Origin of the sequence: Nonomuraea sp. NPDC049421 (assembly GCF_040677005.1) — a bacterium.
GTDB classification, from domain to species: Bacteria; Actinomycetota; Actinomycetes; order Streptosporangiales; family Streptosporangiaceae; genus Nonomuraea; species Nonomuraea salmonea.
In genome coordinates, this window is the sequence record NZ_JBFAQA010000005.1 from 1 (window position 1) to 16,672 (window position 16,672).

Here is a 16,672-nt window from a genome sequence, read left to right on the forward strand (position 1 = left end):
GTGTGGATCAACCAGCCACCCACCGCCTCCGAGCCCGACACCTCACCACAAAGCACGCAAGTAGCCTGACGTCTCACCAGGTTTGACAGGTTCCGAAGGGATAACTCCACTCGGCTCTCAAGATCGGGTCCTCAAGCGGACGGACAAGATCACCGATTAGTCGGGCCTCGTAGGCCGCGGAGCGAATCTCGTTCTTCAGCCGTGAGAGGTTGGCCTCTGTCCTAGTGAAGACGTTCGGCAGAACCTCAGAGGTTGCGGACCTGAGTTTACGGCGGCCGCTCTGAACATCGTTGAGGAGCCCATCGATCTCCTCGTCCTCGATGAGGCCGACGGGGACACGCAGGTTCATCAGGTCCCGGATGCTGGGTACAGGAGCGTCGTCCTTGCGCGAGTTGAGCCATTCACACAGAGCCCGGCCTCGCTTCGGCAGGGGATGCAGGACGAACATGGTCGTGACAGCTTCACCGAAGCTGTGGGGGAGGAGCCGCCAGTTCCCAGGGCGTCCGACGAGGTCGCCGCTGCCACAAGGAGTCAAGGCTAGGCCGGTTTCGGTCAGATTTGGCAGTTCAACCGCAGAGTCGACGACGTGAAGATCCTGCGCTCGCAGATGGGACACTACGCCGTCCCCATCCCCGGCGTTCTGACTAGTCCTCGCCGTCTCCGCTCGCGCATACTGCCGGAAAAATGCGTGGGGCCCGTCGACTTCGGGAACGAAGAAATGCGCGGGGGATATCTCGCATCCGGTCCTCGTCTTTGTGTGGTCGATCCACGCGTCAGGGGCATCGGGAAGGACTTCGCGTCTGAGGTGCTCATCAGGGTTCTCCCCAAGAGAGAGTTCCGCGAAGGAGCGCTGCTCGGGGTCGGCTTCGACTTTTCCTTTGTCCTCTTGCAACTCCCCTTCAGCGTCTCTGACGCCAAGCGCTATGCGAACGGCCTTCTCGAAGGCGATCCCTGTGGGCCAGATATGTCCTTTTTCTAAGGCGGCACTACGGAGCGCTGTGAACGCCTTCGCTTTTGTCTTCCAGTCGGATCCCACAAGGGGGCGCAAGGCATCGAGCAGCCCGTCAGGGTCGTTGACATTCCTGAAAGCGCGAGAGTCCGATAACCGGGCCAGGCGCTCCTCCGAAAGTTCGTAACGCAGACGTAGCGGACGATCGATGACGATTTTGCGGTAGAGGAACTCCTCGCTCCCTAACACTTGTATTTTGGCGAATTTCGGATGCTGAGGGTCCCGTGCGATCTCGAGAGCATTTGCGTACTGGTGAACGATCTCGGCCGCTTGGTCCGGAGCGATGTACCTCCGCTTGTCGCCAACGGGCTGGCGCATCTTCTGCGAGGCATCCTGGGCGTTGATGAGGACAACTTTCCCTTTGAGGTCGGCCGTCTTCCGATTGGTCAGGGTCCAGAGATATACGGGGATCCCGGTGTTGAAAAGAAGCTGCTCAGGGAGTGCAATCACTGCCTGTGCCGCTCGAATATTGAGTTACGTGGCTTGAGCTGCGGCTAAGCGGCGTAGTGGTATTCGTTGATCATTCCTGTGACGACGGGTTTTCGATGGATGGATCGTAGGTTGTCGAGGTCGGTCACGTCGCAGACGGGCTGCGTGGCGATGTCTGGGGGACGTTGTTTCCGGGACTGGTGCGGACGGTGCCCGTTGTAGTGGATCAGGTACTCGCGGAGCACGAAGGTCAGGTGGCGTTCGTTGAGGATCAGGATCCGGTCCAGGAGTTCACGGCGCAGGGTGCCGATGACTCGCTCGCAGATGGCGTTCATCCTCGGTGTCCGCGGCAGCGTGGTGATGACCTGCAGTCCTTCAGCTGTGAAGACCGCGTTGAAGGCGGCGGTGAAGAGCGGGTCTCGATCGTGCATCACGAATCTCAACCCGGCGATGCGCTCCCCCAGGTCCATGACCAGGTTGCGGGCCTGTTGCACCGTCCATGCCCCGGTTGGGTGTGCGGTTACTCCGGCCAGGTGCAGTTTCCGGGTGCCGTGCTCGATGAAGATCAGCACATACAGCCGTTTGAGCAGCACCGTTTCGACTACCAGAAAGTCGCAGGCGATGATCGCGTGGGCTTGGGTGGTCAGGAACTGCCGCCAGGTCGGCCCGGCCCGCGAGGCGCCGGATCGATCCCCGCCGCATGCAGGATCTCCCACACCGTGGAGGCCGCTATCGAATGGCCCAGGCGAGCCAACTCACCCTGGATTCTCCGGTGCCCCCAGGTCGGGTTCTGATGCGCCATCCGCACGACCAGTGCCTTGACCGGCCGGGCGAGTGCAAGGGCGTCCCGGATGTCGTCTGTCGGTGAAGGTCCACTTACGCCTCACAAGCGTGCGATGCCAGCGCAAGATCGTCGCCGGGGTGACCGGGAACACCTCCGCCCATCGGCAGCGGCGGATCAGCCGCGACAACGCCGCGAGCCAGAGCCGGTCGACATGACCCCAGCGCGGCCGGCCGCCGAGCTGACGGCGGAGCACCTGGTTCTCCTGACGAAGCACCAGCAGCTCGACGTCCTTGGAGAGATCAGCGCGCACGAGCACCATCAGCAAGCCGAACAAGCACCTCAGTAACCGATAAACGAGCGACAACACCACATCGCGATGGTGGCAGTCGCCGCCCTGACCGCGCAGCGAAATCCCAGCTCACAGCCCGAAACCCTATTTCCGAGCGGGACAGGGTGCAGGGCCGTCCCGGGCGCCGCCTGTCGGTGAAGGTCCACTTCCGCGCTACAAGATTGCGGTGCCAACGCAGGATCGTGGCCGGGGTGACCGGGAACACCTCCGCCCACCGGCGGCGGTGGATCAGTCGCGACAATGCTGCCAGCCAGAGCCGGTCGGCGCCACGCTACCGAGGCCGGCTGCCGAGCTGACGGCGGAGGACCTGGTTCTCGTGACGGAGCACCAGCACCTCAACATCTTTGGACAGGTCGGAGCGGACCAGCACCGTCAGCAGGCCGAACAAGCCCCTCATCAACCGGTAGACAAGCGACATCAACACCTAGCGATGGTCGCAGTCGCTGGCTTGATCACGCAGCAATTCCCAGTTCAGGGCACGAAACCGTATTTCCGAGCGGGACACCGAGAAGATCGACAACACCGTCCTCGGCACGCCGACGAGGAGAGTGCTTCGGAGGAGATCGGGCAGGCGGGGACGGTCATATACGGCGTAGGCCTGAAGTCCCGCGGGTACGGAAGCGGTCGTCAAGGCCACTCAATCCCATAATGTCGTCCCTCTGATTGGATGACCCGCCGGGAGCGGTGAAACAGGAGCGGGTCTGTGCGTTGCAAGACTTCCAACTCCGAGGATGTCAATGAGTCCGCTACCTTTAATATCTCTTGCGGGATGTCGGATGCGCTCACCCCCAGCTCGATCAAGGTCACTACTAGGCGCAGACGAGACTTCGTCGGCAGGCGTATTCGCGTGAGATTCCAAAGCAGGGAGACTCGCCTACTATCTCGCGCAACAACTTCCAAAACACACGCGATCAACGTGTCGACATCAGACTCCGACTTGGCTCGGGGAGTCATGCCCTGAACCAGGGTGGCGGCTGTGTCAATCGTCATTGACGAAATATCGCGTACCAGGAGCTGAAAGATTATGGATGTAAGCCCGCGAGCCGCCGCATCGTTCAACGCAGGAAACTGGTCGAGGACCTCTTGGTAAGCAGAGGCGGGATTCGGGATATCATACAGAAGCATGTCGATCAAGCCGCCGGAATGATCGATTCCAGAAATGTAGCCGAGCGTTTCCTCTCGAGAGAGAAGGCTTGGTATATATGGCGAATCGTCGAGCAGGAATCGCTTTTCGAGGCGTTTCATTTCGTCAAGCACCTGCCTTGGATCTGGCGCTTCTGCAAACTGCAGGCGATTGAACTCTGGAGGGATCTCGGCATCACCGAAGACAACGCGAATGTCGCTATCCTTGTGCCTTCTGACGGAAAGAATCTGGATCATCTTCACCCATTCCTCGTTCGTGGCGGCAGACTGCCACAAGAACCCGAGGCGACGCCACTCCTCGATCGGATCGCCGTCTATTCCGAGTAGGTCCTGGATACTCATTTCCTCAACCAAGACCGCGGTCAGCAGCGCTAGATTTGCACTGTAGTACGCAAGGTGGCGCACTATGGGCAACTGCCTCGGCAGATAGGTGGAGAAACGTAGATCCGTACGCTGTTCGCGATTCCGGAAGCATCTCGTGATCAACCTACTGTAAGTGCCATCTGTTCCAGCCATATCTCGGAGGAATCCAAGCATTGCTCGCTGGGTACTCATTAGCGCGAAAGAGGTGAGGGCATAAAGTGGCCCGGCTTGTGGAGCGCCCTCGCCAAATGGCCCGCTAGATGCCGCTGCCTCGCTACGCAACTGCTTGATCACCTCAAAGACCAGCAGAGCGGCCAGGTATTCACCAAACGTGGCGTGGAGGAATTCATAGGCGGCGAGCGGTTTGTCGTTTTGGATACTTCTAGACTGGTGGACGAAAAAGAACCCCGCCACAACGCGCTCTGCTGCGCTGAGCGACGCGCGGAAGTCCGTGTTCGCCCACTTCTCTTCGGCCAGCTGCCAGGCCATGAGGTCCTGATCGATCTCCTCGCGCGTAGCCCACTGCTGACTACGGTTGATCATACTGAAGGCCACAACCCCCAAGCGCCTGAGCTCATAATGTACGGCTTCTGCAAGCTGTTCACCAGAGAGGTGTGGATAGCGCTTGCGGATCTCCCTTTCGGCGAAGCGGCTTAGCACGCGATGGTAGAGTTCAGCCCGCGCCATTTGTCGAGAGTTACGCTTTAAATCATTAGCATCGGCATCATATAGTGCGAGCATCAACAGTAGAAGCGGCTCGGCAGCCAACTCGATCTGGGGAAGCAGATCTTCGGTGTGTAGGGGATGTAAATCTCGACTCAAGAAATACTCCTCGTTGACCGAATTCCAAGTTGCCAGCCACGTGGTGATCTGTTCCTGACTGAAGGGATCAAGTTGGGCGACAATCGCTCCCTTAGGGAGCCGGCATCGGTGAGCAACTGCCGTCCGGGTCGTCACGATAGCTGCGACTGCCCGACCTTGCTCAAGCTCGCATTGCTGGAATTCGGAGACCTGTTCTAGGAAATCGTTCCTATGGACTCCGATAGACTGCACCAGCTCGTCTAGTCCGTCCAGAAGGAGAACAGGAAGAATACCTGACTCGGCGGCGGAGCGAGCCAGGTCTGCCCAATCGATTTCCTCGTGGGTCAATTCGCACAGTGCGTGCTTGATCTGCGCCTGCAGTTTCACATCGGCAGGAACTTGCCGCAGTGTGATACGAATCGGCAAGAACTGATCGGGTGGAAGCCTCGCAGCGAGGACCCTCATGAGCAGCGACTTGCCAGCGCCAGGCTGTCCAAGCACAACGAGAGGTATCTCAACTGCTCGCGGCGAGGTGAGGAAACCCGCAAGAAAGTCCGATAGGTCCTTACCGGCTGGGATGGTCTGCCACCATGCGTGAGACGTAATATCGGCCTTGGCATCTGGTTCTACTACCCGGAAGCCGGGATTTACGTACCCGGCAGCCAATGTCGGCATTTGTAGGCCCTCTTGCAGATCGGCGGCGGCATTGATGGGCCGCGTCAGTGCTGATCTGTTCGCATTTGATATACTCAGCAAATGACGGGTGGGAGCGAGGCCAGTAATCAGGTCAGCAAGCCTGTTTTCGAGTTTTGCCATTCCTTTATGTATAACGTCGCGCGTCGACTGATGCTGTCCCATGTTGGCCCAAATCTCGAACTCAGGGAAGTCGGCGCCCAAGCGACGATAGAGCTCCTGATAGTGGACACAGGCGTAATCTGGAAGCTCGCCCAGAAGGCGCAGCGATGCCTCATCTCGATCCGTCGCATTCAGGGAATCCCATATCTTCAGGCCCATCAGGAACTTCATTAAACTGGCGGAAATTGCCCTGTAATGTTGCCGGAGGATGCTCAGGTTTTCCTCGTAAGAGAGATGCATCTCAGGAACTAATACGTGCGCATCGAGGATCGCGTTAACCACGAGCTTCTTACTTGTGGCGAGATCATTTATTTCAAGCACCTCTTTCCGGCTTAGCTCGAGCTGTCGAGAAGTGAAGGGCAAGTCGATATGGTCGATAGCCTCAAAGAAGGCAGCGAGCACAATGATGGCATGCGCGGCCTCCAACCGTTGAGTGCGGCTATATCGACCCAACCCGGCCAGTTTGTCGCGCAAGGCATTAACCAAATCCTGACACAGACGGAAAGCTTCGATCTTGCCATCGATCAGCCCCAGCGCATCGGTAAATCCTGCGGTGGCGGCACCTAACAGCGCTCCCCCAAAGATCTTGTCCAATGCCTTGACCGCCGTGTTGTCTTCGCCAAGCACGCGAAGGGCGTCCGCGTATGTGATCGATCTAGCCACGCGCTCATTATCGCGCTCCACTTGGCTGCCCGGGCAGGAACGTCATGATCTTTGTTGCATATTGTGTCCGATTTGTCTTGAATTACTAGATTTGATACACATGCCCATATATGTATAAATAGATAACAAAATAGGATGATTTAGTAGATGGTATACCCTCAAAGGGGGACTTGGCTAAAGAATACTGCGCACTGCGCCTGCCGAAAACTCCATCCGTGCAGGTCAAGCCGCTTGTGAGTATTCGTGGAGGATGCCGCCGAGCCGGTCTCGTCGGCGTACGTCCAGGTTGATGATTCGCGCCGGATCCGTGATCGGATCGGGTGCGGTGCGCAGCGGGGCGGCTTGGTCCAGCTCTTGATGTGCTCGATGCTGGTTGTAGAGGCGTTCGTACGCGCGTAGGGCGTGCCGAAGATGGCGTTCGTTCCAGATCAGGCAGCGGTCGAGAAGCTCATGACGGCACGACTGCACACACCGCTCCGTGATCGAGTTTATGTGCGGCATCCGGATACCGGTAAGCACTGTGAGCTCTTTTCATCCTGACGGCGCTGGTCACGATGGGTGTGCGCAGAGCGGTGGCGGGTGACAGGAGGCTCCTGGTAAGACAGCAGTCGACCAAGATCCGATGCCCCAACCGGGAGCCTCGTTGCTGTCTTACCGTGCTGCGATTCCGCTGTCCAATCACACCTTGATCAGCCTGGCCGAGCTCATCCGCACCCAGCGGGCCGACCGCCGCTCCCGATGGCGGCGGCTGGAGCCAGGCCGCCAAGCCCTGCTGGTCCTGGCACATCTGCGCAACGGTGACACCTACACGCGTCTGGCCGCCGGCTTCTCCGTCGGCGTCACCACCGCCTGGCTTACGTCCGTGAGAGCGTGGATCTGCTGGCTGTGCTGGCCGACGACGTGCAGGCCGCCGCGGCGCGCGGCCCGGCTGGCCTACGCCATTTTGGACGGCGCCCTCATCCCGATCGACCGTCTCGCCGAGGAGCGGCCGTACTGCAGCGGCAAGCACAAGCAGCATGGGGTGAACGTGCAGTTGCTAGCCGATCCGGCAGGCCGGCTGGTCCGGGAGCGCAGGAAGTCAGCCCAGGTGGTGGACGCCTGCTTGGACGCCGGATCAAGACCGGCTTGCTTGAGGATCTCCCAGACCATGGACGGCGCGACCTTGATACCGACGCCACGTGAAGTCCTCACATGATCATGACCTGGGCGGAAGCAATTTTCGGCAGGCGGAGGACCACAATCTGACAGTCGGCGTGTACCCGCCGAGCGCTACGGCTTCTAGCGGCAGACGCTGGGAGCTGCCATCATGAGCGATGATCTGGCGTCGGCCGTGAGGGAGCAGATGGCGAAGCAGACCGTCCGTCGGGCAACCCGCTGGCAGGATGCCGTACGCCTGCTGCTGCTGATCGAAGCGGCGGCCAAGGACCCCGCCGGCGATGACATGGAAATGCCGCCATCCACCGTGGGGATTGTACATACTCAGGTACGCCTGCAGAAGCTGGACTTCTGGGTGCGCAATCCAGACTACCTTGCCTACGAGCTGATGACGGAGTACACCAAGGCTCCCGAAGAGAAGGCGCTGCTCGAACTGGCAGGGCAGATTCTCGACTCAGAAGAGCCAGACTTGCGGCGATACCCAATGCTGCGTCATCACTATGGGGCTTTTGAGCAGCTCGATGACGCCCTCGCCGTCCTAGTGGAGCGCGGTCTGCTGAGCAAGACACAGATTCTGCGTCAGCAACGGGTCGCCGAGCATCTCTATTTTCTGCTGCAGCGCGGCCGTCAGGTTGTGCAGAGCATGGTCGAAGACGTACCGGAGTTGGCCTGGTACGCCGACCGCACCCGCCTGGTGGTGGCGCTTGTGGATGGTTTGGGTGGCACGCAGTTGAAGAACCGTCAATACTTGCTGCGCGACTACGCGGATACGCCGATCGGTGAGTACATCGCGCCAATCACTGATCGGGCACGTGCCCGTCTTGCCGAGTTGCGAGCGAGCGCTGATGACGTCGATGGGGAGAATTCGTGACCGAGCTGCCGAGCATGGCCGGAAGTTTCTCGAATGTCCCCACGGCGCGAGACATCATCGCGGGCGTCGCCCAACAACTGCGGCTCACCACCGAGCAGGTTGAACGCACCCTCGCCGAAGCCAATATTATCGTGACAAGTCCGGTGCCAGCGGACCGGCGGCTGCGCGTACTGCGGTTGCGTGCAACCGGGGTCAAGCACTCTGGTGCCCGTTTCGATCTTAATCGATCGTTCTCCGCCGGGGTCTGGGCCATCACCCATCCGGCTAACAGCGCGGGCAAAACGAGTCTGCTGGAATTCCTCGTCTGGCCGTTGCGCGGAGCACCTCGGGATCTCCCGCTGGATGTGCGGTCGTGGCTGCGCACGCTGCGGCTCGATGTGCTTGTGGCCGGCAAGCCCACCCGGATCACGTTGGACTGTGACCCGGAGCTGGCGCCTTTCGTCTCTGGCACGATCTTGACCGCCGACAGCCTTGAGCATCTGCTCGAAGCCGACGACGACGGATTGCGGGTGGTCACGCACGCTGTCGGCGCTACCGAGGTGGAGGGGGCGATCGGCACCTACCTGCTGGACGCATTGCGGATGGAACGCACCAATGTCTGGCAGCGGACAGCAGGCGCCGATGGAGAGGGTGCTCCGCAGTTGCATGGGTGGAGCGCCTACTTCGGCGCCTGTTATCTCAACCCCGGCGGGGAGGAGCTCCTCCTAGGGGACGTCAACGCAGCCGGGCTGCCTGGGCAGCTGCTGCAGCTGTTCGTTGACATCCCCTACACCAGCGCGCTGACCCGTCTGGCGGTGGCGAGCAAACATGATCAGAAGATCGCGCGCCAGCAGCAGCGCCGGGCCCAGACTGACCTCGAAGCCCGCAGTCAGGAGCGTCGCGAGTGGGAACAGCAGCTGGCGCAGGTACGGCAGGACATCGGGGCCCTGCGCGCAGAGGCAACCGAGGATGAGGTGACCGTGTTGCTGCAGCGGGCCGAGCAGAGCGCGGCGGCTTTACGGACGTCTCGAGCCAGCGTCGAAAGAGCCGGCCAGGCAGCCGAAGAAGCGCGAGAATCCCGGCTACGCCTCCAACAAGCTCACCTGGATGCCCAGGAAACCTGGAAGGCCCGCCAGGTATTGGGCCGGTTGAATCCGACGTGCTGCCCGCGCTGTGAAGAGCCGTTGCCAGGCGAGCGGCACAAGGCGGAGCGTGAATCGGCCGCGTGCGCCGTGTGCACACGACCTCTGGCGCCGGTCGACGCCGAAACAGCCGAGGCAATCCTGCAGCAACTTCAAGACGATCTGGACAGTGCCCAGGAAGCGGAGCGGACGACTCAGACGCGCCTGGCCGATGCCACCACACAGGAGGAGAGCGCGCGTGCCCGGCACGAACGCGCCACCGCTGCTCTGCATCACGCCCTCCAGCAGTCGCAGCGCCAGCGGCGCCTCCTCGAGTTGGAGCTGCAGGCCGCCGGCCTGGAGGGCCGTCTCGCGGCCACTGGCGCGCTGCCCGGCACCGCCGGCGCCGGCCCGGCCAGCGGGGCCGACATCCTGCAGGCGGTGCACGATGCCATGCAGACCGTGGTCAAGGAGGCCGCCACCCGGCTGTTCCCCACTCTGGACGCGCAGATCGTCGAATTGGCCACGCGTATCGGAGTGCAGAATCTCGACAGCGTGAAACTTGATCGCGCAGGCCGCGTCAACGCGGTCAAGGCAGGGGTCAAGACCCGCTTCAATCAGCTCAGCAGGGGCGACCGACTCCGCATGCGGATCGCCACCGTCATCGCTCTACTGCGCGTCAGCGCCAGCCGCGGAGTGGCTTCACATCCCGGACTGCTGCTCATCGACTCGCTGGCCGCAGAGGAGATGACGGCGGAGGCCGCCCGTACCCTGGTGGCAGAACTACAGACGATCGCTAACGAACTTCCCGATCTTCAGATCATCTTCACTACCGCGCATCCCGAGCTCGTCGAGGGACTGCTGCCGGATCAGCAAATCATTACCGACGAACGCGAGCACTTGTTCTAAAATACGCTGATCATGTTGTCTGACATGAGAGGCAGCCGACCGTGACACAGTCCGTCGACCATGCCTTGCAGGAATGGGCAGCCCAGGCCTCCGACGAGGACCTTGACGAGGGGCCCACCCTCGATGATCTAGGCGGCGCCGCCCTGGTCCTGAGCGAGGCCAGCACGCTGGCCACTGGCCCGCACCTGCCCTATCTCGTGCAAGCCACTGCACGCTCCTGGCGCAACCTGACCGAAGAGCAGTCCGCCGCGCTGTGCGAGGCCATCATCGGTGGCGTACGGGATCCTCAGGCCGGATGGATACTGGCCGACGCGCTCGAAGCCCTGTTGGCCAGCGCCCCCCTGCTTGAGCGGATCGGCAGCCGGCTGGCCCGCGAACTACCGCGTCATGTGGAGGCCGCCCTCGACACGGGGACACGGGCGGAGCTGACGCAACCCGCAGTGGCGGCCCTGCTGCGGCTGGCTTTGTCCGAGCATGCCAACCATCACCGGCTGCTGGCCCTACTGACCGACATCACCGGCGATGAGCACGCCACCGCCCTGGAACGCCTGCCGCTGCTCATCGGCGTCGCCCATGACCATTTCGGCGACACCAGCCTCATCGACGTCCTCATCCGCTTGGAGAACAAAGCTAACCTTCCCCTGGCGACCCGCGCTGACGCCGGCTTCGAACTCGCTCTGGCCCTCATCCGCCAGGCGCTGAGTTCGACCAGCCACACCGATGCTGAAACGCTGCTACGCCAAGCCCGCATGCGCCTGATCACCATCGACCGGACGCATGAGAACCGACTTGACGCACGCGCCTACACCGCCGCCATCGATGCCGTGCTCGCCTTCTCTGAACTTCGCGAGCCCGGCAACTCCGCCGTCGAAATCCGTACGCAGCTCGACGACGCCGTCAGCCGATTGGAAACGATCACCAGCCAACTTGACGCCTGGACCGCGCGTCTACACGATCTCGACTGGCTCAGCGCACGAGGCACCACCCAGAGCGCCTGGGCTCATCTGACCACCACGCTGCGCGTGGCCAGCACACGACTGGCTGAACCGAGCTGGTACCGTCCCTCCGCCGCACTCAACGATCTCCTCAACGTCTACCTGGCCAGCCGCTCCATACACACCCATCTAGGCGTGACCGCCGACGCCCCGGGCGCGCTCATCGCCCCCACCCTGGAGACAACATTCCTGCGCCAGGACGGACTGCTGCACCACCTGGAGCAAGCCCTTCAGTACGACCCTGACTTCACCCAGCATCCCGATGCTCACGCGTTGTATGAGGCGATCGCCCAGCGGCGCCTCGCCATGCAGCAGTCGAGGGGAGACACGGTGCCGGGAAAAGCCCTGGAGGGCCGCCCGCACCTCCAAGCGCTATTCCAGACCGGGGCAGCTCTGCGTGACGACCTCGACCCGGCTCTCCTGGACGGAGTCGATCACTACCTGGAACGCGCGCAACGGGGCTTCATACCCACCGGAAACGTCACCTTCGACAACCACCTGGCCGACCTTCTCGCAACCCTGGCCACCAGCCCGGCTTGGCAGCCACCCGTCGCCCAGCAGTTCACCGGCGTGGTGGAGCAGTTCCTGCGCTTCATGTACGACCGTTTCGACGCCCAAGCCGACCTGTACGGCGAGCGCACAAGCTATCTCGGACCACCTGTTGGCACGACCAGCGGCGGCCGGCCTAGGCTTTGGCCGGAAAAAGCCCTGCAGGACGACCTACATCAACATCTGAGCGCGGCCTTGACACCCGGCAGCGTCCAACGAGAGATCATCGACGTCGCCAGTGGCCGCACGGACATCACCTACACACCGCAACCCGGCAATCGATATGTCATTGAAGTCAAACGCCGTGAACACCGCTGCAGCCCGGAACAGGTCGAACAGGCATACCTGCCGCAAGCCACCAACTACACCGCTACCGGTCCCCCCTTCGCGGTGCTCGCGGTCGGCGACCACAGCAACCATGATGGCGGCTACTCCGATGTCCGCGATCGCGTCTGGATCGCACAAAACTCGCGCAGCCGAACGGAGCTTCCCCGCTTGATCGTCATCGGCGTTCTTCCTATCGGTCGCAAGACCCCCTCCGACCTTTGAGCGGCCTTCTAATCCGACGGTCGCAGGTTCGAATCCTGCAGGGCGCGCTTTTCACCAGCGGAAACTCCAGCCGCGCCCGCGCCCTGGCGCGGCATTGCGCCTGCCGAAAATTCCATCCATGCAGTTCAAGCCGCATGTGAGTACTCGTGGAGGACGCCGCCGAGCCGGTTTCGTCGGCGTACGTTCAGGCCGGCAATTCGCTCTGGATCGGTGATCGGATCGGGGACGGTGCGCAGCGGCGCTGCTTGGTTCAAGGCTTGATGGGCTCGGTGCTGGTTGTAGAAGTCTTCATACTCGCGTAGGGCGTGCCGCAGGTGGTGTTCGTTCCAGATGAGGCAGCGGTCGAGGAGCTCGTGTCGGCATGACTGCACCCACCGCTCCATGATCGAGTTCATGCGCGGCATCCGGATGCCAGTGATCACGGTCTTGATGCCGGCCTCGGCGAGAATCTCGTCCATCAGCGCCGGGAACTTCCCGTCCCGATCTCGGATCAGCAAGCGCGCCCGGCAGCCCGCATCGTCCAGATCCATCACCAGATTCCTGATCGCCTGGATGACCCAGCTCGCGCGCGGATGAGTGGCGGTGCCCAGCACACGGACGCGCCTGGTGGCGTGCTCGATGACCGCCAGGATGTACTGGCGTTGCCCGCTGAGAGTGACGGTCTCGATGAAATCACAGGCCAGCAGGGCGTCAGCTTGGGAGCGCAGGAAGTCGGCCCATGTGGTGGACGCCCGCTCGCGGCGCCGGATCAAGACCTGCCTGCTTGAGGATCTCCCACACTGTGGACGGTGCCACCTTGATGCCGAGTGTGGCGAGCTCTCCATGGACCCGTCGGTAACCCCAGCCGGGGTTCTCCCGAACCAGACGCAGGGCGAGAGCGCGGATGGAGCGGACCGTGGGCGGCCGCCCAGGCCGTTTCGGCTGGCAGATACGGGCATGGTGCCGTCGCATCAGGTCGCGGTGCCAGCGCAGGACGGTGTCCGGCCGGACGAGGAGCCGCAGCCGGCGCAGAACCTCGCGCGGTAGCGACGTCAGGAGCGCGGCAAGGAAAGCTCGGTCCTCGGGCGCGAATCTCACTCTGGTGTCGGCGCCGAGTTGGCGTTCAAGGACGGCGATCTGGTGACGCAGGATGAGAATCTCCGCGTCCTTGTCCCGGTTGCTCATGGGGAGCAACCGCAGCGCGGCGAAGGCGTTCGTGATAGTCAGGTAGGCCAAGCGAAGGAGCACAGCGGATCATCCTGCCGTACGTGCTTCAGTCTCTCGGGTCACCGGAGCTCGCGTACGCCACGCGAAGCCCTCGCAGAGTCATGACCTGGGCGGATGTAATTGTCGGCAGGCGCAGAGCCCCTTGGCCGACAGGGACAGGACCATCTCGTCCACGCCGGACAGCCGGCGCTGCCGCTTGCGCACCAGCTGGGGCTCGAAGGTGCCCGCCACGTCGCGCGGCACCCGCACCTCGACCGGGCCGACGTCGGTCACCACGGTCTTGGTGCGGCTGCCGTTGCGGCTGTTGCCGCTGTTCTTCCCGGCCGGATCGTGCCGGTCATAGCCTAGGTGATCGGTGATCTCGCCTTCCAGAGCCGACTCCAGCACCCGCTTGGTCAGCTGCTGCAGCAGCCCGCCCTCACCGGTCAGCTGCAGCCCCTCGCTACGCGCTCGATTGACGAGCATCGAGATCAGCTGCTCGTCCGTCATCGATCGGTCCGGCTCGGCCTGCAGTTCGTTCATGGACAGCGACTCCACGGCGGTCTCGGACATCAAGCGTCTCTTCCCTGATCATCAGATCCGCCGTTAGTTTTACAGTCCCTGACCGGCCGAAGGATCCTCGACGCCAGCTGCGGCTCGGGTCCCCTGTTCTCCGCACTGCGCGCTCGAGGCTGATGTGGCTCTGTTCGGGATCCAGAGATCACGTCATTGAGGGCATAGGGCACGTATTTCGCGTCTTGGGAGGCGCTGCCGGTGGTCGGCGGTTAGATTCGGGCAGCGGGATGCGGACGCATCGCTCGGGGGCGCATGTCTGTGAGGGGCAGGTGCGGGAGCGTGGATGTGGCGGCGTTGGTGGCGGCGATCTCGCCGCTTGTGACGGCGGCGGTGGGGACGTACGGGGCGGCGGTGCTGGCCCAGGCGCAGGAGCACGCGGCCGATGCGACCGTGGGGTGGGGACGGAAGATCCTCCAGCGCGTATTCGGGACCGACCCCGCGGACGAGGAGGTTCCTGAGGTGATTGCGGACCTGGCCGAGGCGCCCGACGATGCCGATCTGCAGGCGGCGTTGCGGGTGCGGATCAGGAAGGCTCTCGCCGCCGATCCGGCCCTGGCCGATGACGTACGTCGGCTGATGGAGGAGGCGGAGGCGGCCACGGCCGCCACGGGTTCCGGCGTCATGGTGACCGCGACCGGACGCGGGGTGGCGGCCGGTCGGGACATCACTGGATCAGTAGTCACGGGCGATAACTCGTCCACTACCAGCCGCTAGCCCATGACTAGGGAGCATGAGCAGCAGGGCCAAGACGGGTGCGAGGCACCTGATCGTGCGGTGGTGGCGGGCCGGGACATCGCCGGAAATGTGATCACCGGCGACGGATCGTCGATCGACGCGCGGACGACTCATCTGCCGCCGGGGAGTCTGCTGGCACCGGGTCAGGTCGAGGTGGCTACTCCGATCAGGTTCCTGCAACCACCGCGGGCGGCGGAGTTCGTCGGGCGTGCCGAAACGCTCGCCGACCTGGAGCGGATGCTGGTCAGCGATGGCAAGCGCGTGGTGATCCGCCAGCTGGTGCGCGGTATGGGCGGCATTGGCAAGTCGGAACTCGTCCGGCACTACGCCGCCGCCTGTCAGGACCGTTACCGGGTGGCGTACTGGATCACCGCGGACACGGCAGAGAACATCGAGAAGGGGTTCGCCGCATTGGCGGCGGAGATCCACCCGCCCATCGCCCTGGTCGGCAACATATCCGAGGCCGCCCAATGGGCGCTCGGCTGGCTACGCGCCCACCCGGGCTGGCTCATCGTGCTGGACAACGTCGAGTATCCCGACCATGTATGGTCCTGGCTGGATCACCTGAGCGCTGGCCATGTTCTGATCACCACCCGCCGGGATGTGCCGTGGCCGGCGACCTGCTCCATCGCGTTGAACGTCCTGGACGCGAGCTCCTCGGAGCACCTGATAGCCAAGGTGAGCGGGTACGAGGAGCCGGAGCATTACGCGGACGTGGCCGCGATCGCTGCTGAGCTTGGTTACCTGCCACTGGCGTTGGAACAGGCCGCCGCCTACATCTTCCAATCGCGCAAGAGCCCCGGCCGCTACCTGGAACTACTGCGCCGTCATCCAGCCCGGATGTATGCCAAGTCGGCGGCGGGCGGGACGGCTGAACAAACCATGGCGCGGCTGTGGGACACCCACCTGGAGGCAATCCACAAACGTGACATCGCCGAGGGCCTTCAGGCGGAACACCTGCTGCGGGTGCTCTCCTGCTACGCCCCGGACAACGTCCCCCGCTCCCTCCTGCTCGGTGATACCGACGATCCGAATCTGGACGACGCGCTGGAGCTTCTCGCCTCCTACAGCATGATCACCCGCGCGGGCGAGGACGAGCAGGAGACGGTGAGCATGCACCGGCTCTTCCAATCGGTGATCTACAACGGCTTGGACTACCACGACTCACGCACCCATGCCGCGCGCGAGAGCGCGCTGACCCGCCTGGATCAGGCCATGCCCGACAACCCGGACACCAACATGTCGGGCTGGCCCCTCTGGCGCGATCTTCTCCCGCACGTCGATGCGATAAAGCGTCGCTACCGCGAGGGAACAGAACCGCTAGAGCTAGCCGTGATTCTCAACCATGCCGCCGTCTTTGCCTTCGCACAAGGCCAGCATCGGCGCGCCCAGGATCTCTTCAGCCGGGCGCTGATCATCACCGAGGCGACGTTCGGATCTGACGATCCGGTTGTGGCCGTCGGACTGGGGAATCTGGCGTCGACTTTCAGCGCTTTGGGCCGCCCTGGTGAGGCGGTTCGACTGGAGGAACGAGCGCTGGCCATTGCTGAGGCGGCGCTCTGCCCAGATCATCTGGATATTGCCATTCGGCTGGGGAATCTGGCGTCGATTTTCAGCGCTTTGGGCCGCCCTGGTGAGGCGGTTCCGCTACT

At 62.7% G+C, this 16,672-nt stretch carries 13 protein-coding genes and 2 pseudogenes; 6 read left to right on the forward strand and 9 right to left on the reverse strand.

The window, feature by feature from the left end; genetic code table 11:
• Window positions 1-73: 73 nt before the first annotated feature.
• From AB0K18_RS10350 to AB0K18_RS10375, 6 genes are all read right to left on the reverse strand, one after another.
• Window positions 74-1,459, reverse strand: coding sequence for an N-6 DNA methylase (locus tag AB0K18_RS10350; protein ID WP_364912768.1), 1,386 nt, complete (start codon window positions 1,457-1,459; stop codon window positions 74-76).
• 44 nt (window positions 1,460-1,503) lie between these two features.
• Window positions 1,504-2,154 (reverse strand): integrase core domain-containing protein, encoded by a 651-nt coding sequence (locus tag AB0K18_RS10355; protein ID WP_364912771.1) that lies wholly within the window; start codon window positions 2,152-2,154, stop codon window positions 1,504-1,506.
• Between the two features lie 39 nt (window positions 2,155-2,193).
• The gene (locus AB0K18_RS10360; RefSeq protein ID WP_364912774.1) at window positions 2,194-2,547 is read right to left on the reverse strand and encodes a hypothetical protein; all 354 of its coding nucleotides are present in this window, start codon (window positions 2,545-2,547) and stop codon (window positions 2,194-2,196) included.
• Between the two features lie 295 nt (window positions 2,548-2,842).
• A complete protein-coding gene (locus AB0K18_RS10365; RefSeq protein ID WP_364912776.1) occupies window positions 2,843-2,995 on the reverse strand; it encodes a hypothetical protein in 153 nt (50 codons plus the stop codon).
• A 203-nt stretch (window positions 2,996-3,198) separates the two neighbouring features.
• Window positions 3,199-6,396, reverse strand: coding sequence for a hypothetical protein (locus AB0K18_RS10370; RefSeq protein WP_364912777.1), 3,198 nt, complete (start codon window positions 6,394-6,396; stop codon window positions 3,199-3,201).
• 222 nt (window positions 6,397-6,618) lie between these two features.
• Entirely contained in the window at window positions 6,619-6,915 is a 297-nt protein-coding gene (locus tag AB0K18_RS10375; RefSeq protein ID WP_364912779.1) for an integrase core domain-containing protein, read from the reverse strand.
• A gap of 124 nt (window positions 6,916-7,039) precedes the next feature.
• Between AB0K18_RS10375 and AB0K18_RS10380 the strand changes: the two are divergent.
• From AB0K18_RS10380 to AB0K18_RS10395, 4 genes and pseudogenes are all read left to right on the forward strand, one after another.
• Window positions 7,040-7,459: pseudogene (locus AB0K18_RS10380) on the forward strand (transposase family protein); the annotation flags it as partial.
• Between the two features lie 243 nt (window positions 7,460-7,702).
• The gene (locus AB0K18_RS10385; protein ID WP_364912782.1) at window positions 7,703-8,422 is read left to right on the forward strand and encodes a hypothetical protein; all 720 of its coding nucleotides are present in this window, start codon (window positions 7,703-7,705) and stop codon (window positions 8,420-8,422) included.
• Entirely contained in the window at window positions 8,419-10,431 is a 2,013-nt protein-coding gene (locus tag AB0K18_RS10390) for a hypothetical protein (protein WP_364912785.1), read from the forward strand. Before AB0K18_RS10385 ends, AB0K18_RS10390 begins: the two co-directional genes overlap by 4 nt.
• A 41-nt stretch (window positions 10,432-10,472) precedes the next feature.
• The gene (locus tag AB0K18_RS10395; RefSeq protein WP_364912788.1) at window positions 10,473-12,524 is read left to right on the forward strand and encodes a hypothetical protein; all 2,052 of its coding nucleotides are present in this window, start codon (window positions 10,473-10,475) and stop codon (window positions 12,522-12,524) included.
• Window positions 12,525-12,649: 125 nt separating this feature from the next.
• Here AB0K18_RS10395 and AB0K18_RS10400 read toward each other — a convergent pair whose 3' ends face one another.
• The 3 genes and pseudogenes from AB0K18_RS10400 to AB0K18_RS10410 all read right to left on the reverse strand — a co-directional run.
• Window positions 12,650-13,276 (reverse strand): integrase core domain-containing protein, encoded by a 627-nt coding sequence (locus tag AB0K18_RS10400; RefSeq protein WP_364912791.1) that lies wholly within the window; start codon window positions 13,274-13,276, stop codon window positions 12,650-12,652.
• Window positions 13,215-13,739, reverse strand: a complete 525-nt coding sequence (locus AB0K18_RS10405; protein ID WP_364912794.1) for a hypothetical protein — start codon at window positions 13,737-13,739, stop codon at window positions 13,215-13,217. Before AB0K18_RS10405 ends, AB0K18_RS10400 begins: the two co-directional genes overlap by 62 nt.
• Before the next feature lie 126 nt (window positions 13,740-13,865).
• A pseudogene (locus AB0K18_RS10410) lies at window positions 13,866-14,195 on the reverse strand (transposase); the annotation flags it as partial.
• 369 nt (window positions 14,196-14,564) lie between these two features.
• Between AB0K18_RS10410 and AB0K18_RS10415 the strand changes: the two are divergent.
• Window positions 14,565-14,999 carry a hypothetical protein gene (locus tag AB0K18_RS10415; protein ID WP_364912797.1) on the forward strand — a complete coding sequence of 145 codons (435 nt, stop codon included), beginning with the start codon at window positions 14,565-14,567 and terminating at the stop codon, window positions 14,997-14,999.
• Between the two features lie 3 nt (window positions 15,000-15,002).
• Window positions 15,003-16,672: tetratricopeptide repeat protein (locus AB0K18_RS10420; protein WP_364912799.1), on the forward strand; the 1,670-nt coding region annotated here is incomplete at its 3' end.